Below are 22814 nucleotides of genomic sequence, written 5' to 3'. Positions count from 1 at the left end.
TCGTAGCTACTTGCGAGCACTCGGAGCCGGGGGCGCTATGGTACTCACCGGCCTCGCAGGGTGCCTCGGTGGAAACGATGGGAACGACGGGAACGGCGGCGGTGGCAGCGGTGGGGGCGGGGGCGGTGGTGGCGGAGAGAGCCGGAGCCTGTCCATCGCGACGCCGTTCAACCCGGAGCACACGCAGACGAAGCTCGCCAGTCGATTCGCCGACAACGTCGATTCGGCGACCGACGGTCGGATCACGTTCGACGTACTTGCTGCATCCGTCGGTGGCGAGGAAGACCAGATCGAAGCAGTCGCATCCGGCACGGTCGACATGCACGGCACGAGTATCTCGTCGGTAGCCGCCGCGTACGGCCCAGAGTACGGGTTCCTCGAAGCGCCCTTCGTCGCCCAGAACTGGGATCACTTCGTGGCGATGCAAGAGGAGTACACGTACGCCGACGGCGGATTCAACGAGAAGATCATCAACCAAGGTAATCAGCGCCAACTCAGCGAATCCTTCCGGGGGCTCCGCGGCACGACCTCGAACAAGGTCGTGAAGCACCCGGACGACGTCCAAGGCCTCGACATGCGACTGCCACAGTTCGAGACGTGGGTCAAGACCTGGCAGGAAATCGGCGTGAACGCGACGCCCGTCGCGTTCGACGAACTCTACTCCGCACTCGAGACCGGCGTCGTCGAGGCGTCCGAAGGTCCAATCCAGCAGTTCATGGATACGAGTCTCTACGAGGTCCAGACGCACTTCTCGGAGACCCAACACCTGCTTCAGGGGCTCAGCTGGCTTATCAACGAGGCCCTCTGGCAGGACCTCTCCAGCGACGACCAGCAGATGATCCAGGAGAGCCTGGACGAGGCGATCGAATGGGCGAACGAGGAGACGCGGTCGGAGGTCGACGTCCTGCTCAAGAAAGCCGAGGAAGAGCACGGCACGACCATCACGCGGGCGGAAGATGTCGACCAGGAGGCGTTCGTCGAAGCGGGGCGACCTCAACTCGAGCGGTTCTTCGAGAATCGCTGGGACCCGTCCTTCGAGGAAGTGATGGGCCTCGCCTGACGTTCTAACGCACCCCAGATAGTCGCCACATTATGAACGTATCCAAGGTGGTTTCCAAAGTGGACCGTGCTTTCGACTACGTAGAGCAGGGAACCGTATTACTCGGGATCGCGCTGTTCGTCATCATCAACCTCATAGCCGCATTCCAGATCCTCATGCGGTTCGTCGACCTCGGCTTCAGTACGGTCTGGACGGAAGAACTGGCGCGGTACCTGCTCGTCATCATGGTCTTCGTCGGTGCACCGTACGCCATGCGGAACGACGACAACATATCGATCCGTCCCCTGTTCCGGCTCCTCTCAGCACGCACCCAGAAGGTCCTGATCACGTTCTCGAATATCATGATCGTCGTGTTCTCCATACTGGTCATCCATGCCGTCGACCGAGCCACGAACCGGACCCTCGGCGTGACGCTCGCGACGATAGACTGGTTGACCGTGGGCCACGCTCAGATCGTCCTCGGCGTCATGTTCGGGATCGTCATCCTGTTCGCCATCGAGGAAACGATACTCGTGTGGTTATCCGATGAAGCCCCGATCACGGCGGGAGTGTCAGAACCGAAGGGTGGTAACGGGAATCTCGCGATGCCGGACGGCGAGGGGGGTGACTAGACCGTGGCCGAGATGCTCACCCTGACGTTGGCGTTCATCCTCGTGCTCCTGTTACTGTACGTGCTCGGTGTCCCCGTCGCGTACGCGATCGGCTTGAGCGCCATCGTGGTGATGGTACTCCCAGTCGGCCCGGACTTCAATGCCCAGGTGATCGCACAACGCATGTACACGGGGATGAACTCGTTCACACTCCTCGCGATCCCGTTCTTCCTGTTCGCGGGGCGCATCATGAACGTCATCGGGATGACGTCCGACATCTTCGACTTCGCGGAAGAAGCCGTCGGTCCGCTCCCCGGCGGTCTCGGTCACGTCAACGTCGTGGTCAGCATGATCTTCTCGGGGATGAGTGGCGCGGCCGTCGCCGACGCCGCTGGTCTCGGGACGATCGAGTACGAAGCGATGACCGATCGGGGATACGAACCCGGGTTCTCGGCCGGAATCACCGCCGCGTCATCGACCATTGGGCCCATCATCCCGCCGAGTATTCCGATGATCGTCTACGGCGTGATGGCGCAGGTGTCGATCGGTGCGCTGTTCATCGCCGGTGTCATCCCGGGCATTCTGATGGGCGTGTCCCTGATGGGGATGGTGACGTACATCGCCATCAGGGAGGGGTTCGCATCGCGCAACGCGTACAACGCACGGAAGCTCCTCGGCACCTTGGTGCGGGCTGCTCCGGCCTTCGTCGCCCCCGTGATAATCATCGGAGGCATCATCTCCGGGTACTTCACCCCAACCGAGTCCGCCGTCGTGGCCGTCATGTACGCGACCTTCCTCGGCGCGTTCTACTACCGCTCACTCGACGGGGAAACGCTGTACGCTGTCATCAAGAAGACGTTTATTGACACGGCCGCGCTCATACTGATCATCGGCCTCGCGAACCTCTATGGGTTCCTCGTCACGATATCGGGCGTTCCCCGGTACCTGACCGAGACGCTACTCACGGTCGCCGACACCGCGATCGTCGCCACGTTACTGCTCGTGGTGGTGCTCCTCGTCTTCGGGACATTCATGGAGACCCTCGCGATCATCCTCATCACTGTCCCGATCCTCGCACCCACCTTCCCAGGGCTCGGCATCGACCCGCTCGTGTTCGGGATCGTGATGATGATCACGCTCATGATCGGCCTCATCACGCCGCCGTTCGGCGTCGTCCTGTTCGTCCTCGAACGGGTAACGAATCTGGATCTACTCGACATCATTCGGGGAGTCGGACCGTTCTACATCCCCCTCTTCGCGGTGCTGTTGCTCGTTATCTTCGTCCCCGACGTGGTGCTGTTCCTGCCCCGGATGTTCGGGTTCGCCTGACGCGGACTCGTTCCGGGCCGTCCTTTCCTCGACCGATCGCCGGCTCGACTTCCGTACTGACGACCACTCCGTCCAGCGACTCCCTGTCCGTCTGGGGGCGTGGTGTCGACGGTACAGCTAGATACCGACGGGTGAAACGGTCGACGTGCGAGGATGGAGTTGCTCGGCGGAGACGCCGCGATCATCGATCCCGGATCCTACGAGAGGATCACTCACGAGCCCTGTGAGCCAGTGATCGACGACGACTCGAACGGGCGTCCAGAGCTGTGCTGCAGCGGCGTACGCCGAACTGATGGACGGCGGATCGCCGCCGTCGCGTCGGCGGCTGAACGCCGGGGGAGCTTGCTCGCCGTCGCCCACTACACGCCCTCGAAGTGGGGTGTCGTCGGGCTAACCAGGCACATCGCCGAGGAGGGCCGGCGGGCGCCGGGGCGAACGCGGTCTGTCCGGGTGCGACCGACGTAGTGGGCACGGCCGCGACGGTCGATTCGCGTCGGTCGAGTAGTAGCGGACGGTTGCTGATCGGCGGTAGCACTATAGTGCAGGCGGTCGGTGCAGTCGTATGGACCTGGTCACTAGCGACCCGTCCGACGAAGTGGAGGTAAGGCCCGGCGTGTACCTGTCGCAGCTCGCCGCCGGTGATGAGATGAGTATCCAGCACGTTCGCATGGAACCCGACGGGCTGGTCCCGGAGCACAGCCACCATCACGAGCAACTGGGGTTCGTCTATCAGGGCGAGCAGACGTTCATCCTCGAGGACGGGTCGGAGGTCACGGCCGGCCCCGGCGAGTCCTACTGGCTGAGGAGCCATGAGGTTCACGCCGCGGAGAATCAGGGGGACGAGGAGATGCTCGCGATCGATATTTTCAGTCCACCCCGCCACTCGCCGAACTGGCTCGACGAGTGAATCGCCAGCGAGCGCGCTTCCCGGTGCCTCGCTGACCTGCTGCGTGCGGCGTCGACGTCCGTCTCGGTCCCGTTGGGAACGGTCGCCCATGCAGTCCCGTCGCACGGTGAACTGACCCGGATTCGTTCGTCGCCATTCGAGGGACGGTACGTACCGTCGACGAAGCGGTCGTACGCCGTACGGGTCGCTCCCGCTCCGTCGCTGGAACCTCCGGCCACACGAGAGCGGACTCGTTGAACCGAAACAAATCAGCCCCGATGTGGGTCCGCTGGGGAGGCTCTCGGCGCGCTGACACCGGGAACCGACCACGGTACCCGCGGTCGCGGCCCGCGCCCCTCGGCCACTCCACAACCCTACCGGGAGTCGCTGCCCGGTGTGGCTGGTGAACGCTAAAGTACCCCGCGGGTCAACGACCCGGTATGTTCGAGGGCGTACACCACGTCGGACAGATAGTGGACGACATCGAGGAGACGAAGGCGTTCTACCGGGACGTACTCGACGGCACCATCACGAGCTGCGGAAGCGTCGACGGGAAGGTCGACGTCGCGTTCGTGGAACTCCCGGAGTACCGGACCGAACTGATCTGTCGACACGAGCGCGGCACGTACCTCGACGACCTGCTCGACGAACTCGTCGCGAAACCCGAGTCGCACGTCGCGTTCGTCGTCGACGACATCGTCGCCGCGATGGAGACCTTCGAAGCAGCTGACGTCCCGATGCACGACGAGGAACCGGTCGAGGGGCTCGGCCCGTACGTGCGGGCGTTCGTCGAACCCAGTGAGGTCCCCGGAACGCCCATCGAACTCGTCGAGGAACGCCCAGCGGACTGACGGACGACGACCGAACGACTCGGTCGTCACACTCGCGGGCTCGTAGAACGACCGCCCGGGGGGGCCCGAGCGGATGGTGGGATGACAGTTGGTCGTGCCTCGATTCGACTGCAGCGTTCGTCCTTCGACTCGACTTCAGGTCTCGTCCGGGCCACCGCGAGCCTGCAGGAGCGCCAGGATCGTGCGGTCGCGGTCATCCAGCACGGCCTCCGCCGACCGGTCGTACTCGTAGAAGCCCGCGCCGTCCTCGACGCCGCTCCGGCCGTCGTCGATGTACTCGTCGAAGATATCGCTCGCCTCGTCGTCGTTACAGAGGTGCGGGTACAGGTCGTCCGAGATGTCGCGGAACAACTCGAGGCCGCTCAGGTCGACGGTCTCGAACGGCCCGACGACGGCCGTCCGGAGCGCGTAGCCGTCGCGGACGGCGGCGTCGACGTCCTTGATGGACGCGATGCCCTCCTCGACGATGTGCATGCACTCGCGGAGCACCGCGAACTGGACGCGGTTCCAGACGAACCCGGGGACGTCGCGCCGGACGACGATCGGGTTCCGGTCGACGGACTCGACGAACGCGACGACGCGATCGACGGTCTCGTCGGCGGTGTCCGTACCGCGGACGACCTCGACGAGCGGCATCAGGTACGGTGGATTCCACCAGTGACACCCGACGATACGGCCGGCTGCGTCCGGGACGGCGTCGGCGATCTTCGAGATCTGGATGCTCGACGTGTTCGACGCGAGTACCGCGGCATCGGGCGCCGCAGCGGCCACGTCCTCGAACAGCGATCGCTTGACGGCGAGGTCCTCCGAGATGGTCTCGAGGACGATATCGGCGTCGGCGACGCCGACGTCCCGGTCGATTGTCAGCTCGGTCGCGGACAACACGTCCTCGGGGTCGTCGTCGACGACCCGGGCGTCACGGAGGAACTCGACGGCGTCCAGTATCCTCGCACCGGCCTCGTCGAGGTTCGACTGACGGTGGTCGATCAGCGTGACGTCGCAGCCCTCGAGCGTGAAGTGCGTCGCCAGGCCGTTACCCATGATGCCCGCGCCGATGACGGCGACGGTCGGTGCAGCCCGCATCGCTCAGCTGTACTCTTCGACGAGCTGCATCGGGACGATGGTGTCTCGCTCGTCGAGCGTGACGACCTCCCAATCATAGCCCTCCTGGGGTTCGTCGTCCTTCACGCGGATGCCGCGCGACTCGAGTTCGGCCATACTTTCGCGGATGTCGTCGACCTCGAAGGCGATGTGGAACCAGCCCTCGCCGTTCTCCTGGAGGTAGTCGTACGTCCAGCCTTCGTCGCTGAGCGGGGCGATCAATTCGACGATGTTGTCGCCGGCATTGTAAAGAGCGACGTCCATAGAGAACGCGCCCGTGACTTCGTCGCGGTTGACGAGCGTCATGCCGTAATTGGCCTCGAATCGTTCCATTGCGTCCTCGATGTCTTCGACGACGAACGCGATGTGGTGAATCTTGGTGAACATTGTGTCTCGTGTTGGGTTGCTACGGTCGGTCGGTTAGTAGTCGCTCGATAGTCGATCCGGTCGACGGCGCTCTGAGTGGGAGCGTCACAACTGGAAGACGGCCGTGACATCACGGTCGCCGAGTCCGTTGCGCTTCGCGTCGACGTACGTCTGCATCGCTGCGGCACCGAGGGGCACCGGGACGTCCAGTTCGACCGCGGCTTCGGTCATGAGCCGGAGGTCCTTGTGCTGCAGGTTGATCTCGAACCCCGGTTCGTGCTCCTCCTCGATGTACCGCTCGCCCCACGTCTCGAGGACCCACGACGAGCCCGCGCTCTCGACGAGGACGTCCCGGAGCGTTTCGCGGTCGATTCCGTTCGCGTCACCGAAGCGGAACGCTTCCGCGACGAGCACAGTCTGTGCGCCGACGAGAAGTTGATTCGCGAGTTTGACAGTTTGGCCAGCGCCGATCGATCCGACGTGGAACACAGTCGCCGCCATCGACTCGAACAGTTCCTCAGCCTCCGCGACGTCGTCGTTTGCACCGCCGACGATGACCGAGAGGGTTCCCTCTTCAGCGCCGGACACGCCGCCGCTGACGGGCGCGTCGACCGTCCGGATCCCCTCCTCCGCAGCGAGTTCGGCAACTGTTTCGCTCGTTAGTGGATCGATCGAACTCATGTCGATGTAGAGGTCGCCCTCGTCCATTGCGGAGAGCAGGTCTTCCGCCACGGCAAGGACCTGTTCGGGTGTGCGTAGCACCGTAATCGCGACGTCGGCGTCAACGACGGCTTCGGCGACCGTGTCGGCGGTTCTGCCGCCTGCATCTTCTAGCGCTCGTTTCCGTTCCTCATCCAGGTCGGTCCCGACGACGTCGACTCCGTCCTCAACGAGGTTTATCGCCATCGGAAGCCCCATTCGACCGAGGCCAACGAATCCGACAGTCATCGGTTAGCTCGCCCAGTTTCGTGATTATTGGTATCCGTACTCATGTATCGAACGCTCGCTGTGCGATCGCGAACCCGTATTCGCGCACCACAGGCCACTGTGTGGCCTGTTCGCAACGAACAGTACGAATATCTGTATCGCCCCTCTTAACTCTTACCGTGGCGTCGACCCGGTTTCGCACCGTGGTGGGGGCTCGACCGCGACCTGCAGACGCGCCGTAGTTTTACATGGCCGGCCGCCAACGTACGGCGTATGTCGACCAGTACGTGTTCTCATGCCGAGCGAGGTGCCAACGGTTCCTCCGTCGTCGTCGAAACGTTTCGGACGCTAGTCCCACTCTCGAGATGGGTTCCCGTGGTCGCCCCTCGACGGCGGTCTACACCGGGCGGCCGACGGTGGTGGCGATGACCGCCGATCGCTCGCCGCTTGACGCACTCTTCTCGCCCGATTCCGTCGCCGTCGTCGGAGCCAGTCCGGAGAACTGGTACTCCGGGAAGCTCGTGGACAACCTCCTTGAGTACGGGTTCGAAGGGGACGTCTACCTCGTCAATCCGGGGCGGGACGAAGCCTGGGGCAGGCGGTGTTACGACGACGTTTCCACGCTTCCGGAGCCCGTCGACCTGGTCGTCGTCTGCGTCCCTCGGGGCGCCGTCACGGACGTCGTCCGTGCGGCGGGCGAACGCGGTGTTCCCGCCGCGCTCGTCATCACCGCCGGGTTCGCAGAAGCCGACGAGGAGGGACGACGCCTCCAGGCCGAACTCGTGGAGGTGGCCGCGACGTACGACATGCGGATCGTCGGACCGAACTGTATCGGACTGGCGAACGTCATCGACGGAACAGTGTTGACGAGCACGTGTTCACGCCAGCCCGAGCCGGGGTCGATCGGACTCGTGAGCCAATCCGGTGCGCTCGCCTTCACGACGTTCTTCGAACGCGCAGCCGACGAGGACGTCGGCTTCTCGCACGTCGTCTCGACGGGGAACGAAGCGGCGCTCTCCGTGACCGACGTCGTCGAGTACCTCGGCGCGCGGGACGCGGTAGATGTCGTCTGCACGTACGTCGAGGGGCTCGACGACCCGCGCCGATTCGTCCGCGTCGCCGACGAGGTCGTCCGGAACGGGACGCCCGTCCTGACCGTGAAGGTCGGCAAGTCGTCGGTCGCCGAGACCGCGATCCGCTCACACACGGGTTCGGTGACCGGGAGCGACAATGTCTGGAACGGGGCGTTGGCGCAGGTCGGCGTCGAACGCGTCCCGGACATCCCCGACTTGCTCGGCCGAGCGAGGGCGCACGCCGCGTTCGATCCGCCCGCGTCCGACCGGGTGTGCATCGCGTCGACGAGCGGCGGCATGGGGAGCCTGCTCGCGGACATGGCCGCCGATCGGGGACTCGACCTCCCCGCGATCGAGGACGAGACCGAACGCGCGCTGCTCGACATGGACGATCTGCTGACGTTCGGTGAACTTCACAATCCGGCCGACATCCGCGGGCAGGGTGCCGACGTCCTTCCTGCGATCGCCGAGGTGCTGTTCGCAGACGACGCCTTCGACGCGTACGTGTTCGCGATCGGCCTCCCCGTTGTCGGCGACGACGCCGAACGCATCGCGGACTCGGTGCTCGCGGTCGCCGAGGTCGCATCCGACCCCGTGTTCTTCCTGTGGACGGGACGGAAGAAACCGATCGACCCCGACGGCGTCCAGCCGTACGAACGCGTGCGTCGGCGCACGCCGCTTTACTACGACCCGGGCCGTTGCATGGACGCCGTCGCCTCCCTCGTCGACGCCGGAGCGTTCCGCCACCGACTCGCCGACCGACCCTCGCGCGCAACACTCGAACGAGAAGTCGACACCGGGACCGACGCAGACACCGACGCCGAGATCGACGGTGGCGGGGATAGCGGGGCCCTCCCGTCGAACGACGTGCTCTCGTGGAATCGGGCGTCCGCGCTCCTGGCGTCGTACGGCATGGACGTGCATCCGACCGTGCTCACGGCCGATCCGAGCGAGGCCGTCGACGCTGCGACCGACTTCGGCTTCCCCGTCGTCCTCAAGGTCGACTCGCCGGACGTCCCCCACCGCACCGACGCGGACGCGGTCCGGACCGGACTCGAGGACGTCACCGCGGTCCGCGAGGCGTACGACGAGGTCGTGACGAACGCACTGGAATACGCGCCCGACGCGCGGCTTGAGGGCGTGCTTGTGCAGCCCCACGCCGGCGCGGGCGTCGAGGCGCTCGTCGGAGTCACGCGCGACGACGCGTTCGGGCCGGTCGTGACGGTCGGGTCGGGCGGCGTCGCCGTCGAACTTCACGGCGACGTCGCGGTTCGCGTCGCCCCGCTCTCAAAGCGCGGCGCGCTAGACGCCATCGACGCAACGACCCTTGGCGAGCAACTCGCCGGGTACCGCGGTAGTCCGCCGCACGACATCGACGAACTCGCCGAACTCGTCCGGAACGTCGGTCAACTGTGCACCGAGGTCGCGGGCGTCGCCGAACTCGACCTGAATCCGGTTGTCGTCCACGAAGACGGCGTTTCCGTCGTGGATACGCTCGTTCGGACGACCTGAACGGGTCGACCCAATCGCCCTTTCCGTACAGGAATGGAACGTGAGGAGAAACAGGGGATCACGCTCCCGTCGCGCTGTTGAGAGTCGATCGGCGATGGTGCAGTGGGTACGGGAAGGCCAAAGACCCGAGCGACGGAGACGGCGTGGCGCAGTTCGGGAGAAAGGAGACGCCGCGATTCAGTTCGGGAACAACGTCGCCCGCGTGACCTCGCGAGCGTCGGACTGCCGGAGGGCATCGTCGACGTCGCGGAGGTCGAACTCCGCGTCAATTAGGTTCTCGTAGGGATAGACGTCGCTCTGTGCTTCGAGGAACTCGAGCGCCCGGTGGAGGTACCACGGATCGTACCGGACCACCGAGGTGACGTCGATGGACTTCCGCGTCAGAAGCCCGGGGTCGAACTCGGTCGTCGCCCCGGGAGTGACGTTCCCCATCTCCAGGTACCGGCCGCCGTCGCGGAGGAGGTGGATCCCCTCTGCGAACGCCTCGGGTGCGCCCGCGACCTCGACGCCGACGTCCGCGCTAACACCGTCGGTGAGCGCCCGGACGCGTTTCGCGCGCGCCTCCACCGAGTCGTACTCACGGAAGTCGATCACGTGGTCGACGCCGAACTCGCGACCCCGCTCGATGCGGCCGTCTACGCCCTCGATGAGGATCGTCTCTGCACCACACTCGTTCGCGTACGCGATCGCGTTCAGTCCCAGCCCGCCACCACCCTGGATCACGACCGTGTCCCCGTACTCGACACCGGTCGAGTCGAGGCCGAATATCACCTGTGAGAGCGCGCAATTCGCACCCGCGGCGATGCCTGGGTCGATTCCGTCGGGGACCTTATAAAAGTACTGGTCCCGGTGAACGACGTAGTGCGTCCCGAACGTGCCGTGGAAGTGCGGTGGTTCCTCAGGGGACCGCGACCAGTACTCGTAGACGTTCTCGCACAGGTGGAACTGGCCGTTCTGGCAGGCCGAACATCGCCGGCACGTGAGGTAGTACACCGGTGCGACCAGGTCCCCCTCCTCGACGGGTTCGCCCGCGTAGTCCGTCTCCACGCCTTCCCCGAGTGCGTCGACGCGACACAGCGCCTCGTGACCGAGCGAGCCCTCCTTGACCTCGGGGTGGTTCCCGCGCCAGATATGCAACTCCGACCCACACACGTTCGCCCGCTCGACGGTCGTCACGACCTCGCCTGGCGCCGGGTCCGGAACGGGGTACTCCCTGAACTCCACGCGACCAGGTTCCGCGAGATACGCGACCGTACCCGTTTCCTTCGGTGTCATGGTACAACGTGTGTCGCGGGGGGCGATTACTCTTTTCCCTCGCCGGGGCTGGCCTGTCAACGAAACACGCTCGCTGATCGCGCCACCGGGCACGCGAATGCTTAATGCGATGGGTAGCCACAATCCGTTCCAATGGTCGTCGAGATAACGTATGATGGTGATCCCTTCAGGTCACCCGAGGAACGGCCGGACGCCAGCGTCGTTCGATTCGGTGACGTCAAACCACGAACGCGGCACGCATCGAACACCGGTTGTAACTTCGATCACCTGGTCTGGGAGTATGACTTCCCGGCCTCGAAGTGGTTCGACCGAGGGCAGTTGCGGCGGCTCGAACCGGGCGAGTACACCGACTTCCAGTCACATCGAGCGGACGTAGAGGGACCCCTCGAGATGTGCGTCCGCGTCGTCTCGGGGCGCGGCGTCCTCCGAACCGAGCGGCGGGACGTTCCGCTCGAACGGTTCGACCTCGTCACCGTCCCGACGGGTGCCGCCTACCAGTTCGGGAACGTCGGGACCGACTCGCTCTGGATCACAGCGTGGACGTCGGCCGGCGATACCGAACTGGGCGAGGAATCGATGCGAGAACCGTCCGCGCAAACGGGTGCACGGGAAGAGTACGAGCGGATCATGGCTGCGCGAGCCGCGGCGGGACTCGCCACCGCCCCCGGGTACTCGGACGAGTACGGGGACGACCCGGACCAGGACCGACCGGAGCCGGCCGTCACTCGCTTTGCGGAATCGATGCCGAAGGTGTTCCACGAGGCACCCGAGGTCGGCTGTAACGCAGATCGACCCGACTGGGTCACGACGGTCTCCGACGTGACCTGGTTCTCCGACAGCGTCGTCATGCGACTGGACCCCGGCGCGTACACGAGCCTCCACACGCACTTCGAGAACGAGGGGCCGCACGAGGAGATCTACTGGGTCGTCGACGGCAGGGCGCGTCTCCTCACGGAGTACCGGGATACCACGCTCGAAACGTTCGACTGCGCGTTCTTCCCGACCGGAAACCCACACGGAGTCGGGAACGTCGGGACCGATACCCTCTGGATCGTGGCGTGGGGCGCTCGAGGCGGGCGAAAGGGGGAGTTCACGCTCGAGGACCTCGAGGTCTCGGAGCGGCCGGGGCAGGTGGCAGAGTACGAGCGAGTGCTGGCCGCGCGAAAGAAGCGAGGACTCTCGCTCCCGCCTTGGGTATCGGTCGACCTGCAGTGAACCGTCCCCGTTCGCTACACGCGCCTCGACTTCTGAAGGCGACTCCGGGCGTCGAGACCCGGATGCGAGGGGTTCGCGGCGAGAGCGGACAGAGCGTCGGTCAGTCGAGCCCCGCGAAGAACGACTCGATCTCGTCGTTGGCCAGGTCGGGTTTCTCGTGGTGGACGAAGTGCCCGGCGTCCGGGACGGTATCGAGGCGATAGTCCGCGAAGTACTCGTCCAGTCGGTCGCTCCACTCGGAGTCAACGATCGGGTCGAGTTCCCCCCAGAGGATGCGCGTCGGGACCTCGATCGGGTCCATCGAGGGTGCGCCGTCGCGCATCAGTCGCTTTCGATCCTCGTCCGCGGCTACGTACCAGTTGAACCCGCCCTGCAGGTTTCCAGGTTTGAGGTACGTGTCGATCCAGGATTCCCGGTCGTCAGCATCGAACTCCGATGGGTCGCCCGACCAGTGATCGAGAAAGTGGCCGATGTACGTCTCACAGGCCACTCGACTGGAACCGACGAGGTCCGCGGCCCAGGGCTGCTGGTTGAACGACTGGTACCAGATCTCGCCGATGTGATCGGGGTCGCGCCACCGTTTGCCGATCCCCGGATACGGGGTATCGAAGAAAAACAAGCCGCGGAGTGACCCTGGGCGTTCGCGCGCGATCGTCTGCCCGACGTACGCGCCGAGGTCGTGGCTTACGTACCCGAATTCGTCGATGTCCAGTTCGGCTGCGAGTGCTGTTAGGTCAGCGACGTGTGCGTCGACGCCGTATCCCTTCACGGCGGGAACGTCGGGCTTCTCCGAGTCCCCGAACCCCCGAAGGTCCGGGACGATCACCTCGAACGATTCGGCGAGGACGGGGACGTTCTTCCGCCACGTCCGCCAGTACTCGGGCCACCCGTGAACGAGAAATAGCGGGAAGCCCGAGCCCTCTCGAACGTAGTGCAGTTCGACGCCGTTTACCCGGGCATACTCGTGGTTCCATGACGTCATCACCTTCGAGTACAGGCCCCAGGTCCGTATAACTGTACCCTGGCTGATGGCGTCTCTTCGGAACGGCGTCCTCCCGTCCTCTCTGTCCGCGCCTCGACCCGTCACGATTGGATATTCTAAAGTAGAAGTTCTGCGACGCGTTCAACCGCGAGGTCAGTCCCGAGAGCACCGGGGCGCTCACCCGGTCGGCGAGCGACGGTTCGAGATGGCTCAGCCATGCTTGGGCGAGCACGACGACGTCGACGTCGATCACGTCCTCGATCGCGCCAGTCACGAGGCGGTCGTGCGCGTTCACGTCGTCGTTACGGCGGGCGATATCGACCGCGGGCGACGTACTCGAGTACGTGTCCAAGATTACGTCGACCCCGCCGCGTTCGGCGAGCGAGAGCTGTGTATAGATCTGCTGGTGCGCCCGGCGTGAACTCACCCGCCGTGAGCACGTCGTCAGGGGCGCTCTCGTCGACGGCGTGGTACCACCCGTCCGCGAGGTAGTCCGCGATCAGAGCTTCGAACCGCTCCGAGAGCGCCGTGACCGTGTGGAGGAGGGAGTCGTGGATCGTCGTGGCACTAGAGATTCGATTCGCTACGTGTCCGTGGCGTCGCTGTCGACGACGACACCGGTACGTGCTAAGTAGTCGGCCGTTGTCCCACCTACGCATTCAGCGTGTACCCTGTTAACGGTCCTTCCCGCACGAGACGTTCGAAGCCGAACAGAACCCAGAACCGAATCGGCTGACCGGAACCGGCGTCGACAGCGTCCGAGCGGTCGGTACGAACACATATTACGATTACGGGTCGTGACGATCTCGGCTCCGGGGGACCACCAAAACAAACGGTCCCGCGTCCGTCGACCGTGGCGGTCGAGACCGGGGGAACGTTTTAGGCTGCTCCCCACGCACTGAGGGGAAGGATGCCGGGAGACAGACGTACCGTCGACAGTAGCACGAAACCCGATGCGACCGGTACCGCGGTGACCGCGGGCAGCCACGGCGGTATCTCCTCCGGGTGGCCGACCGCCCGGCAGGGAGTGACAGGGGTCGTCTTCAACGACGCGCACGTCAGCGACGCATTGTCAGCGTGGGGGGACGGCGTCCCGAGTCACGCCAACGAACGCGCCGCGAGCCTGTGCGTCGAACCGGGTGACACGCCACGGGACTTCGTAGAGACGGTCCAAAACGCGGAATAACCACGAGACAGCAATGAACGCAACCGGTCACACTACCAAATGACGGACCGAACGACGCACGATACCGCTCGAACGACGGCGACGTACCGCGTCGAGACCGCCGAGGATGTCACGAAGGTCGCCGAGCTGATGGCGGGCGAGCAGTCCTCGGGGACGTTCGTCGACGTTCCCGGCGAGACGGACGCCCTCCGCGAGCGACACGCGGCCCGCGTCGAATCGATTACGGAGCAGGAGACGGTCGCGGAACCGTCTCTCCCTGGAGCGTCGTCACCCTCCGAGGGTGCCGACTCGCCGTACACGCGTGCGGACGTCGAGATATCGTACCCGATCGAGAACACCGGGACGTCGCTCCCGAACCTGCTGACGACGGTCGCCGGGAACCTCTACGAGTTATGGCCGCTCTCGGGCATCAGGCTCGTCGATATCGCGCTCCCCGAAGCGTTTGCGGCGGCGAACCCTGGACCCCAGTTCAGCGTCGAGGGGACGCGCGACCTCGTCGGTGTCCACGACCGCCCATTGATCGGGACGATCGTCAAACCGAACGTCGGCCTCACTCCGGCGGAAACCGCAGACGTCGTAGAAGCGGTCGTCGAGGCCGGCGTGGATTTCGTCAAGGACGACGAGCTGATCGCTGATCCGCCGTACTCGCCGGTCCACGAGCGCGTCGTGGCAGTGATGGAAGTCATCGACCGGCACGAGGCGGCAACCGGCAGCCGGGTCATGTACGCCTGCAACATCACGGGAACCGTCGACGAGATGCTGGAACGCCACGACGCCGTGAAGGATGCCGGCGGAAACTGCGTGATGGTCAGCCTCCACAGCGTCGGCCTCGCCGCGGTGCAGACGCTCCGGGCCGAAGCCGACCTGCCGATCCACGGGCATCGAAACGGCTGGGGTGCCCTGTCGCGCTGCCCGCAGTTAGGGTTCAATTACGAAGTGTGGCAGAAGTTTTGGCGGCTCGCCGGAATCGACCACCTCCACGTGAGCGGGCTCCGGAACAAGTTCACTGAGTCCGACGAGTCCGTGATCCGATCGGCGAAGGCCGTCCAGCGCCCGATCGCCGCTACGGACGATGTCGCGATGCCGGTGTTCTCCTCCGGCCAGTGGGCCGACCAGGCGCCGGACACTTACGAGGCGCTCGGGAACTGCGACCTGCTGTACCTCGCGGGGGGCGGGATACTCGGTCATCCGGATGGTCCGGGAGCGGGCGTCGCCCACCTCAAACAAGGCTGGGAGGCCGCAGTAAGAGGAATCCCGCTGGAGGAGTACGCGGAGGACCACGAGGAACTCGGAACTGCACTGGCGTTCTACGGGAAACGATGAGACAACACGAGCCGAAGCTATGACCGAAGAAACGAACCGGCCGACCGACGACGATCTCCTCTTGGCGTTCTACGGGGATGACTTCACGGGGTCGACGGACGCACTGGAGGGGCTCGCCGCCAACGGCGTTCGTGCGGTGCTCTTCCTCGATCCACCGACGCGAGCCGACCTCGACCGGTTCGACGACCTGGACGCGCTCGGAATCGCCGGTGCGAGCAGGTCGATGACGCCGGGTGAGATGACCGAGGAACTACGACCGGCGTTCGAGGCGCTTTCCGCCTTCGACGTGCCGATCGTCCACTACAAGGTTTGTTCGACGTTCGATTCCGCGCCCGATGTCGGGAGTATCGGTCGCGCAATCGACATCGGTCAAGAGATGTTCGACTCCCCGGTCGTCCCGGTCTCGCAGGGGACCGAGGTACCGCACGGTCGCTACGTCGCCTTCTCGAACCTCTTCGCCGTTCAGGACGGCGAGACGTACCGGATCGACCGTCATCCGACGATGCGCGACCATCCGGTCACGCCGATGCGGGAGGGTGACCTCCGCCGGCACCTCGGCGAGCAGACCGAGCGCGACGTCGGTCACGTCCACGTGACGGACCTAGAACCTGCTGTGGCAGCGGACTCGGCGCTCTCGGACGCGAGCGCCGCTTCCGAGATCGTCGTCTTGGACGCGCTCCACACCGATCATTTGGAGACGATCGGGCGACTCCTCTGGGACCGTGCGATCGCGATCTCGGATCCACTGTTCGTGGTCGGTTCGTCCGGTCTGGAACATCACGCGCTCGTTCACACGTGGGCTGAACATGGCCGAATCGACCGCGAGGAGCGACTATACCGGAAGCGCGAGTCCGTCGACGAACTGCTCGTCGTGGCAGGGAGCGCGTCGGGGATGACCGCCGCACAGATCGATTGGGCGAGCGAGAACGGGTTCCGGGACATCCGGCTCGACACCGAAGCGCTCGTCGATCCCAACGCGGCCGCCACGGCCCGCGAATCCGCAGTCGAGGTGGCGACCGACGCGCTCGTTGCGGGCGATAGCGTCGTCCTCTACTCGGCTCGCGGTTCGGACGATCCCGCGCTCAAGGCCACCAGACGGCGGTTCCGGTCGCTCGGTATCGGCGGAGCGCTCGAAACTCGCCTCGGTCGAGAGCAGGGCGAGATCCTCCGCGAGGTCCTGGAGCGGACGAGGTTGCGTCGGGCGTGCGTCGCCGGCGGCGACACGAGCAGTCACGCGATTCCGCGACTCGGCATCCGCGCGCTCGAAGCGATCGCACCCGTTGGCCCGGGTGCCCCTCTCTGCCGGGCTCACGCCGACGACCCCGCGTTCGACGGCCTCGAGATCGCGCTCAAGGGTGGGCAGATCGGGACGAGGCACGAAGCCGCGGATTACTTCGGTGTCGTGCGCGAGGGCGGCGTCGCTGGAGAGTGATCATCCCGCGTCGGATCGGGCTCGTCGTTCGATTACGCCGGTCAGATGGCTTAGTCCTCGCCGGCGATGCCACCCCAGGAGTTCGTCGCGCCACCGTCGACGACGAGGGTTTCACCGTTGACAAATCCCGCGAGGGGACTGACGAGGTAGAGAACAGCGTTCGCAACGTCGTTCGGCGTGCCGACGCGTCCAATCGGTGTGGTGGTCGCGTACTCCTCGGCTGCGCCCGAGTCGAACATTTCGAGGTCGTTGCGAGTCATGCTGGTCTCGATGACGCCGGGGGAGACATCGTTCACACGGATGCCCCGCGGGCCGAGCGAGGCCGACAGCGCGTACGTCATCAGTCGCAATGCTCCCTTGGAGGCGCTGTAGACGACACCGTTCCCGCGTCCGGCAATACCCGAGATGCTCGCGATGTTGACGATGCGTCCGTCGTGGTCCGCGTCGATCATGCGTTCGGCAGCGAGCTGCGACGCGAAGAACGGTGCTTTGACGTTGATGTCGATGATGCGGTCGAAGTCAGCCTCGGTTTCGTCAGGAAGTCGCGGTTCTCGGTGATGCCGGCGTTGTTGACGAGGATCGAGACGCCGCCGAGTGTCTCGGCCGCGTCGAAGGTGCGTTGGAGGTCCTCAGAATCCGTGACGTCGCACTCGACGAACTCTGCGCGCTGACCGTACTCGGATTCGATGAGCTCGGTCGTCGGCTGACCGCCCTCCCGGGGCTCCATCCGGAGGTCGGCGACGACCACGTCGGCGCCGTACTCGGCGAGTGTACAGCTGATCTCTCGTCCATTCCCACTTGCACCACCGGTGACTACCGCTACGTCGCTAGCTAACCAGTCGGTCATTGTACCACCTGTGCCCTTAGTGTGCACCCTGTTAACGATTACGCCTCGAACGTTCGTAAGCCGACGGTGCGAACCTGATCCGACACCCGAGGACGGCGATGGTGCGAACGCTCCGTTTGACCCCTCCATTTATGGTACGACATAACATACACCGAGGAGTGAGTTAGCGTGGAGTCAACCTCGATGGTACTATCCGAACCCGGTCGTCTCGAGCAGGTAGCGTTCCCCGTGCCCGACGTCGCTGACGAAGGGGCGATTCTCGAAGTGGAAGCGGCGTCGGTCTGTGGGACCGACCTGAGCCTGTATAAGGGAACGTCGAATATGGGCGTCCTCCCCGTGGTACTCGGACACGAGGTCGCAGGCACTATCGTCGACGGGGCGGCGGAAACCCTGGACCGATGGGGTGTCGGGGTCGGCGATCGCGTGTCCCCCGAGCCGTACCTCCCCTGTAATGACTGCGGGGATTGTCTCCAGGGCCACTACCACATGTGTTCCGAGGGTCGCCTCTACGGGATCACGCTCCCGACACATGTCAAACCGAGCCTCTGGGGCGGCTACGGCGAGTACATGTACCTGCATCCGAAGTCCCGAGTCCACGCCGTCAGCGACGACATCTCGCCGAAGGCGGCCTGTCTCAGTAGCGTGATCGGGAACGGCGTTCGCTGGATTAGTCGAAAGGGGAAGGTGTCCCCCGGTGACAGCGTCGCGATCGTCGGTCCCGGCGCGCAGGGGTTGGCGTCCACGATCGTCGCGAAGGAGGCAGGCGCCGACCCGCTGGTCGTCATGGGGCTGTCCGCGGACGAGAAAAACCTCGAAGTCGGGGAGGCCGTCGGCGCAACACACACGCTCTACACCGACGAGGACGATGTCGCGGAGCGAGCGATCGACATTGCGGGCGGATCCGGGTTCGACGTCGTCGTGGTGACTGCTCCGGCAGAAGCCGCGGTGCACCTAGCCATCGACGTGGTGAGACCGCGCGGGCGTCTCGTGCAGGTTGGACTCCTCGGATCCGATGCGAGCATTCCACTCGACAATATCGTCGGGGACGAGATCACGCTACTCGGGGGGCGTGGACAGGCGGGCGACGTCGAAAAGGCGATGAACGTCCTCGAACGGAACGCCGACGATGTCGCGCGGATTAACACCCACACCTTTGCGATCGCCGAGGCGGAGACGGCGATCCACCGGCAATTACCGGGCGAGCAATTCGATCCCGACATCGTTCACGCAGTGCTCGTTCCGGGGGAGATCTGAGCACGATGGATGTCGAACGAGAGTCAGACCCGTTTCGACCGGTCGAGGAACGACCGAAGGCGAGCGTCGTGCGATTCGACGAGTGCATTCCACGTACGCGCCACGAGTCGACGGCGGGCTGTAATTTCAGCCACGCCACGTGGGAGTACGACTTCCCGGCCTCGAAGTGGTTCGACAGCGGGGAACTCGTCCGGCTCGATCCCGGTGCATACACCGACTTTCAGTCACATCAGCCGGACGTGGAAGGCGCGCTCGAGAGATCGTTGCGAGTCTTCTCTGGACGTGGTGTGCTCCGGACAGAATACTGGGACGCGACGATCGAACGGTTCCACCTGGTTTCGGTCCCTCCCGATACAGCCTATCAGATCGGGTATACCGGTACGGAGCCGCTCTGGATCGGTGCCTGGTCGTCTGTCGGCGGCGACGAGATCACAGACGAGTCCACGCTCGAACCCGCTGCGAGACCGGAGGGGAACGCCGAATTCGACCGGATCATGGCGACGCGATCCGACCGCGACCTCGCGACATCACCCGGGTACGATGGTGAATACGATGCGGACCCAGACGAGGACCGACCGGAACCCGTCGTTACGTCGTTCGCTAACACGGCGGCCAAACTATGTCCCAAAGCGCCGGAGGTGGGATGCAACGCCGACCGACTCGCGTGGATCGCCGAGCTTCCAGAACTGGAGTGGTTCTCGGACAGCACGGTGATGAAACTGGATCCCGGGATGTACGCGAGCACCCACACGCACTTCGAGAACGAGGGGCCACACGAGGAGATATACTGGGTCATGGCGGGGAAAGCGCGTTTGATCACGGAGTACAGGGATGCGAGATTGCGTCGGTTCGACTGCGCGTTCTTCCCGACCGGGAACCCACACGGGATCGGAAACGTCGGCACGGAGACGCTCTGGATCGGGGCGTGGGGAGCGCGAGGCGGTATCGAGGGGGACTTCGACATCGCGAACCTGGATGTTGCGGACCGACCGGGACAGATCGAGGAGTACGAACGTGTGATGGCTGCGCGGAAACAGCGAGGGCTCCCCCTCCCTCCGAACGCCGACATCCTCGACCCGTAGTCGCACCGACATCGGAGCGGGACCGGGCTGCTTCTTCGGGGGAAAGAGATAGGTTGTTATCGACCACAAGGGGGCTATGTTCGAACCGGAGACAGTCTGGACGTTCGATGCAGCCGACCGGGTATCGTTCAGCGTGGGTGCAGCGAACGAACTCGGCGACGAACTGTCGGCGTTCGACGCATCGAGCGTGCTGTTCGTCTCGGACGCGGGCGTGGTCGACGCCGGCATCGTCTCGTATTTGACTGACCGACTCCCGGATGGAATCGAATACGGCGTGTACGGCGACGTCGAGCCGGAAGCCGACATCGACGTCTACCGGGACGCACTCGAGCGTGCACGCGCAGACTCGCCGGACGTCGTCGTCGGCGTGGGGGGCGGAAGCGCGATGGACGTCGCCAAGACGACCGGCGCGCTCCTCGAGGTCGACGAGGACCCGCTCGCGTTCGTGGCACCGCCGACGGGCGAGGGAAAGCCCGTTCCTCGATCTGGTCGCCCCGTCGTCTGTCTACCGACGACGGCCGGCACCGGCGCCGAGACGTCGCCGGTTACGGTCATCTCCCTTCCGGACCGAGAGACGAAGGTCGGGATTTCGAGTCGTTACCAGTATCCCGACCTCGCCGTGCTCGACCCGACGCTTTCCGTGACGCTCCCGCCCGAACAGACGGCCTCGTCGGGCATGGACGCGCTCGCACAGGCGATCGAGGCGCACACCGTCCGACGGTACGACCAGAAGCCACGCGCAGACGACTCCGTGGGTCGACCCGATTACGGCGGGCGCACCCCGTTGACGGATTCGCTGGCCGAGCAGGCGATTAAACTCGTTTCCGGGAACATCAGACGGGCCGTCGGGAACGGCGAGGACCTCGAGGCTCGATCCGGGATGCTCCTCGGGAGCTTCCTCGCCGGACTCGCGTACACGAACGCGGGCGTCACAGTCAATCACGCGATGGCGATGGCGATTGGCGGCCGGTTACACAGTCCCCACGGCGCGACCGTGGCGGTATTGTTGCCAGCGTCGATGCGGTACAACGCCGGTGCGAGCCCGGACCGACACGCCAGAATAGCGACGCTGCTCGCCGACGCCGAGAACGGTTCGGGGACGGGAAGCAAGGAGGCGGCGGACGCGGTCGAGCAACTGCGGTCAGAGCTGGGACTTCCGGACGGCCTCTCGGCTTTCGGCGCCACAGCCGACGACGTCCGGTCGTTCGCCGAACGAACCATACAGCTCGAGCGCTTGACGTCGAACAATCCGAGAGCCCTCCCCCTGTCGGCCGTCGAAGACATGATCGAGCGGTCGCTCTGACCGGCTCTGTCGAACGCTCTCGTGCTCGACATACGCTGACTCACCGGCCCTCACTCGCTCTGCTGTCGATAGGACCCGAACATGTCCACGAGGTACTCTAAATCGTCGTCTGCCATGATGACAGGGTCCCCGATGGCCGACGCCTGATAGTGAATCTGGGCGACGAACTCGACCATCTCCGCGGTCTCCAGGGCAGCGTCGGCGTCTTCTCCGACGGCGATGACGCCGTGGTTCTGGAGGAGACACGCGTCGTGGTCGTGACCCAGCGCGTTGACTGCCAGTTCGCCGAGCGCCTCGGTCCCAGGCGGTTCGTATCCGGCAACCGGAACCTCCTTCCCGGCGAAGGCGATAAGGTAGTGAGACGCCCGTATCGGTTCGCCGAGGCTCGCGAACGTACTCGCATACGGTGAGTGCGTGTGAACGATCCCTCCGACGTCGGGTCGACCGGCGTAGATGAGCACGTGCATCGGAGTCTCGCTCGACGGGTCTCGCTCCCCGTCGCGGAGCGTCCCATTCAGGTCGGTGATGGGGACGGTTTCGGGGGTGATATCCTCGTAGGGGATTCCCGATGGGCTGACCGCCACCCGGTCGCCGCTTCTAGCGCTGACATTCCCACCCGACCCCTTGGTCAGGCCCTTTTCGCGCATCTCCCGTCCGATACGCGAGATGTCCTCGCGTTCGGCTCGCAGTGGTCGCTCTGTCGTCATGGGTAGCACCTCCGACTCACGGGATAGAGACAAAGGTTTCGCTAACGGAGGGTGGGCCGCACGGGATCCGGACGTGCCGCTTCGCTGTAGGTCGCTCACGTGATGAAGTAGAGGAGGACGAACAGCGAGCCGGTGGAGGCCATCGTCGTCGCGAAGACATTCACGGACGCGAATGTGGGATCACCGCCGGGTCCGGCGAGTAGACGTACGTCGAGACTGCGGAGGTGCCCCGAACATGATACCGGTGTTCCGAGTGAGTACGTCCGCGTCCAATCCGAAAACACCGCGAACGCGACGAGCGGCATCACGAGGACCTTCAAGCCGACGACCCACCCAGTCCAGCCGAGTGGCGTTCCGGCGCCCGTGGGCTTGAGCGACCCCCTGGCGGTGAGGAGCGCTACGGGGAGTGCGAGCGTCGACACGCGTCACAGACTCACGTCAACGGCGTCTGGGACAGGTAGGTTGAACGTCGTGAAGCAGAGGCTCACGGCGAGCGATAACAAGATCGGATTC

At 64.9% G+C, this 22814-nt stretch carries 22 protein-coding genes and 1 pseudogene; 15 read left to right on the top strand and 8 right to left on the bottom strand.

The genetic code is table 11. The annotated features are described in order from the left end of the window. Positions 1–37 precede the first annotated feature (37 nt). From P1K31_RS20770 to P1K31_RS20745, 6 genes are all read left to right on the top strand, one after another. A complete protein-coding gene (locus P1K31_RS20770; protein ID WP_276306251.1) occupies positions 38–1060 on the top strand; it encodes a TRAP transporter substrate-binding protein in 1023 nt (340 codons plus the stop codon). Between the two features lie 32 nt (positions 1061–1092). Beyond that, positions 1093–1671 (top strand): TRAP transporter small permease, encoded by a 579-nt coding sequence (locus P1K31_RS20765; RefSeq protein ID WP_276306250.1) that lies wholly within the window; start codon positions 1093–1095, stop codon positions 1669–1671. A 12-nt stretch (positions 1672–1683) separates the two neighbouring features. After that, positions 1684–2979: a TRAP transporter large permease gene (locus tag P1K31_RS20760; protein ID WP_276306725.1), complete on the top strand. Its 1296-nt coding sequence runs from the start codon at positions 1684–1686 to the stop codon at positions 2977–2979. Between the two features lie 153 nt (positions 2980–3132). Next, entirely contained in the window at positions 3133–3444 is a 312-nt protein-coding gene (locus tag P1K31_RS20755) for a hypothetical protein (RefSeq protein ID WP_276306249.1), read from the top strand. A gap of 97 nt (positions 3445–3541) precedes the next feature. Continuing rightward, positions 3542–3886, top strand: a complete 345-nt coding sequence (locus P1K31_RS20750; RefSeq protein ID WP_276306248.1) for a cupin domain-containing protein — start codon at positions 3542–3544, stop codon at positions 3884–3886. A gap of 419 nt (positions 3887–4305) precedes the next feature. Continuing rightward, positions 4306–4716 carry a VOC family protein gene (locus tag P1K31_RS20745; protein ID WP_276306247.1) on the top strand — a complete coding sequence of 137 codons (411 nt, stop codon included), beginning with the start codon at positions 4306–4308 and terminating at the stop codon, positions 4714–4716. A gap of 135 nt (positions 4717–4851) precedes the next feature. Here P1K31_RS20745 and P1K31_RS20740 read toward each other — a convergent pair whose 3' ends face one another. The 3 genes from P1K31_RS20740 to P1K31_RS20730 form a co-directional block, all read right to left on the bottom strand. Further along, the gene (locus tag P1K31_RS20740; protein ID WP_276306246.1) at positions 4852–5799 is read right to left on the bottom strand and encodes a 3-hydroxyacyl-CoA dehydrogenase family protein; all 948 of its coding nucleotides are present in this window, start codon (positions 5797–5799) and stop codon (positions 4852–4854) included. Between the two features lie 3 nt (positions 5800–5802). Beyond that, on the bottom strand, positions 5803–6204 hold the full coding sequence (locus P1K31_RS20735) for a VOC family protein (RefSeq protein ID WP_276306245.1): 402 nt from the start codon (positions 6202–6204) through the stop codon (positions 5803–5805). Between the two features lie 84 nt (positions 6205–6288). Beyond that, on the bottom strand, positions 6289–7131 hold the full coding sequence (locus P1K31_RS20730; protein WP_379794691.1) for an NAD(P)-dependent oxidoreductase: 843 nt from the start codon (positions 7129–7131) through the stop codon (positions 6289–6291). Between the two features lie 344 nt (positions 7132–7475). Between P1K31_RS20730 and P1K31_RS20725 the strand changes: the two genes are divergently transcribed. Further along, positions 7476–9695, top strand: a complete 2220-nt coding sequence (locus P1K31_RS20725; protein ID WP_276306244.1) for an acetate--CoA ligase family protein — start codon at positions 7476–7478, stop codon at positions 9693–9695. Between the two features lie 177 nt (positions 9696–9872). Here P1K31_RS20725 and P1K31_RS20720 read toward each other — a convergent pair whose 3' ends face one another. Then, positions 9873–10970, bottom strand: a complete 1098-nt coding sequence (locus P1K31_RS20720; protein WP_276306243.1) for a zinc-binding dehydrogenase — start codon at positions 10968–10970, stop codon at positions 9873–9875. Positions 10971–11102: 132 nt separating this feature from the next. Here P1K31_RS20720 and P1K31_RS20715 point away from each other — a divergent pair, with 132 nt between their 5' ends. Beyond that, complete coding sequence (locus tag P1K31_RS20715; RefSeq protein ID WP_276306242.1) at positions 11103–12185, top strand: cupin domain-containing protein; 1083 nt, start codon at positions 11103–11105, stop codon at positions 12183–12185. 100 nt (positions 12186–12285) lie between these two features. Here the strand turns inward: P1K31_RS20715 and P1K31_RS20710 are convergent, their stop codons facing one another. Beyond that, entirely contained in the window at positions 12286–13167 is an 882-nt protein-coding gene (locus tag P1K31_RS20710; protein WP_276306241.1) for an alpha/beta fold hydrolase, read from the bottom strand. 205 nt (positions 13168–13372) lie between these two features. Here P1K31_RS20710 and P1K31_RS20705 point away from each other — a divergent pair, with 205 nt between their 5' ends. The 4 genes from P1K31_RS20705 (at position 13373) to P1K31_RS20690 (ending at position 17108) form a co-directional block, all read left to right on the top strand. Next, complete coding sequence (locus P1K31_RS20705) at positions 13373–13588, top strand: hypothetical protein (protein WP_276306240.1); 216 nt, start codon at positions 13373–13375, stop codon at positions 13586–13588. Positions 13589–14077: 489 nt separating this feature from the next. Beyond that, positions 14078–14353 carry a hypothetical protein gene (locus tag P1K31_RS20700; RefSeq protein ID WP_276306239.1) on the top strand — a complete coding sequence of 92 codons (276 nt, stop codon included), beginning with the start codon at positions 14078–14080 and terminating at the stop codon, positions 14351–14353. Between the two features lie 39 nt (positions 14354–14392). Then, complete coding sequence (locus P1K31_RS20695; RefSeq protein WP_276306238.1) at positions 14393–15676, top strand: ribulose-bisphosphate carboxylase large subunit family protein; 1284 nt, start codon at positions 14393–14395, stop codon at positions 15674–15676. 19 nt (positions 15677–15695) lie between these two features. Next, positions 15696–17108, top strand: coding sequence for a four-carbon acid sugar kinase family protein (locus P1K31_RS20690; RefSeq protein ID WP_276306237.1), 1413 nt, complete (start codon positions 15696–15698; stop codon positions 17106–17108). A 50-nt stretch (positions 17109–17158) separates the two neighbouring features. Here P1K31_RS20690 and P1K31_RS20685 read toward each other — a convergent pair. Beyond that, positions 17159–17955, bottom strand: a pseudogene (locus P1K31_RS20685) (SDR family oxidoreductase). A gap of 183 nt (positions 17956–18138) precedes the next feature. Here P1K31_RS20685 and P1K31_RS20680 point away from each other — a divergent pair. The 3 genes from P1K31_RS20680 to P1K31_RS20670 all read left to right on the top strand — a co-directional run bounded on the left by P1K31_RS20680 (position 18139) and on the right by P1K31_RS20670 (position 21594). Then, positions 18139–19209, top strand: a complete 1071-nt coding sequence (locus P1K31_RS20680) for a zinc-dependent alcohol dehydrogenase (RefSeq protein WP_276306236.1) — start codon at positions 18139–18141, stop codon at positions 19207–19209. Positions 19210–19214: 5 nt separating this feature from the next. After that, positions 19215–20291: a cupin domain-containing protein gene (locus P1K31_RS20675; RefSeq protein ID WP_276306235.1), complete on the top strand. Its 1077-nt coding sequence runs from the start codon at positions 19215–19217 to the stop codon at positions 20289–20291. Between the two features lie 76 nt (positions 20292–20367). Beyond that, entirely contained in the window at positions 20368–21594 is a 1227-nt protein-coding gene (locus tag P1K31_RS20670; protein WP_276306234.1) for a hydroxyacid-oxoacid transhydrogenase, read from the top strand. 50 nt (positions 21595–21644) lie between these two features. On the opposite strand, the gene P1K31_RS20665 is transcribed toward P1K31_RS20670, so the two are convergent. Further along, positions 21645–22301, bottom strand: coding sequence for a class II aldolase/adducin family protein (locus P1K31_RS20665; RefSeq protein ID WP_276306233.1), 657 nt, complete (start codon positions 22299–22301; stop codon positions 21645–21647). 95 nt (positions 22302–22396) lie between these two features. After that, positions 22397–22723, bottom strand: coding sequence for a hypothetical protein (locus tag P1K31_RS20660; RefSeq protein ID WP_276306232.1), 327 nt, complete (start codon positions 22721–22723; stop codon positions 22397–22399). Positions 22724–22814 lie beyond the last annotated feature (91 nt).

Source organism: Halomarina halobia, from assembly GCF_029338575.1.
GTDB lineage: Archaea > Halobacteriota > Halobacteria > Halobacteriales > Haloarculaceae > Halomarina > Halomarina halobia.
This window is presented reverse-complemented; position numbering and strand designations above follow the sequence as displayed.

What these genes read in the sequence shown, in the direction of transcription:
- P1K31_RS20725 (WP_276306244.1), top strand. Translation starts at nt 7,476, where the DNA reads ATGGGTTCCCGTGGTCGCCCCTCGACGGCGGTCTACACCGGGCGGCCG.
- P1K31_RS20705 (WP_276306240.1), top strand. Translation starts at nt 13,373, where the DNA reads ATGGCTCAGCCATGCTTGGGCGAGCACGACGACGTCGACGTCGATCAC.
- P1K31_RS20715 (WP_276306242.1), top strand. Translation starts at nt 11,103, where the DNA reads ATGGTCGTCGAGATAACGTATGATGGTGATCCCTTCAGGTCACCCGAG.
- P1K31_RS20730 (WP_379794691.1), bottom strand. Translation starts at nt 7,131, where the DNA reads ATGACTGTCGGATTCGTTGGCCTCGGTCGAATGGGGCTTCCGATGGCG.
- P1K31_RS20675 (WP_276306235.1), top strand. Translation starts at nt 19,215, where the DNA reads ATGGATGTCGAACGAGAGTCAGACCCGTTTCGACCGGTCGAGGAACGA.
- P1K31_RS20745 (WP_276306247.1), top strand. Translation starts at nt 4,306, where the DNA reads ATGTTCGAGGGCGTACACCACGTCGGACAGATAGTGGACGACATCGAG.
- P1K31_RS20750 (WP_276306248.1), top strand. Translation starts at nt 3,542, where the DNA reads ATGGACCTGGTCACTAGCGACCCGTCCGACGAAGTGGAGGTAAGGCCC.
- P1K31_RS20760 (WP_276306725.1), top strand. Translation starts at nt 1,684, where the DNA reads ATGCTCACCCTGACGTTGGCGTTCATCCTCGTGCTCCTGTTACTGTAC.
- P1K31_RS20695 (WP_276306238.1), top strand. Translation starts at nt 14,393, where the DNA reads ATGACGGACCGAACGACGCACGATACCGCTCGAACGACGGCGACGTAC.
- P1K31_RS20720 (WP_276306243.1), bottom strand. Translation starts at nt 10,970, where the DNA reads ATGACACCGAAGGAAACGGGTACGGTCGCGTATCTCGCGGAACCTGGT.
- P1K31_RS20710 (WP_276306241.1), bottom strand. Translation starts at nt 13,167, where the DNA reads ATGACGTCATGGAACCACGAGTATGCCCGGGTAAACGGCGTCGAACTG.
- P1K31_RS20680 (WP_276306236.1), top strand. Translation starts at nt 18,139, where the DNA reads ATGGTACTATCCGAACCCGGTCGTCTCGAGCAGGTAGCGTTCCCCGTG.
- P1K31_RS20670 (WP_276306234.1), top strand. Translation starts at nt 20,368, where the DNA reads ATGTTCGAACCGGAGACAGTCTGGACGTTCGATGCAGCCGACCGGGTA.
- P1K31_RS20740 (WP_276306246.1), bottom strand. Translation starts at nt 5,799, where the DNA reads ATGCGGGCTGCACCGACCGTCGCCGTCATCGGCGCGGGCATCATGGGT.
- P1K31_RS20755 (WP_276306249.1), top strand. Translation starts at nt 3,133, where the DNA reads ATGGAGTTGCTCGGCGGAGACGCCGCGATCATCGATCCCGGATCCTAC.
- P1K31_RS20735 (WP_276306245.1), bottom strand. Translation starts at nt 6,204, where the DNA reads ATGTTCACCAAGATTCACCACATCGCGTTCGTCGTCGAAGACATCGAG.
- P1K31_RS20765 (WP_276306250.1), top strand. Translation starts at nt 1,093, where the DNA reads ATGAACGTATCCAAGGTGGTTTCCAAAGTGGACCGTGCTTTCGACTAC.
- P1K31_RS20690 (WP_276306237.1), top strand. Translation starts at nt 15,696, where the DNA reads ATGACCGAAGAAACGAACCGGCCGACCGACGACGATCTCCTCTTGGCG.
- P1K31_RS20665 (WP_276306233.1), bottom strand. Translation starts at nt 22,301, where the DNA reads ATGACGACAGAGCGACCACTGCGAGCCGAACGCGAGGACATCTCGCGT.
- P1K31_RS20700 (WP_276306239.1), top strand. Translation starts at nt 14,078, where the DNA reads ATGCCGGGAGACAGACGTACCGTCGACAGTAGCACGAAACCCGATGCG.
- P1K31_RS20770 (WP_276306251.1), top strand. Translation starts at nt 38, where the DNA reads ATGGTACTCACCGGCCTCGCAGGGTGCCTCGGTGGAAACGATGGGAAC.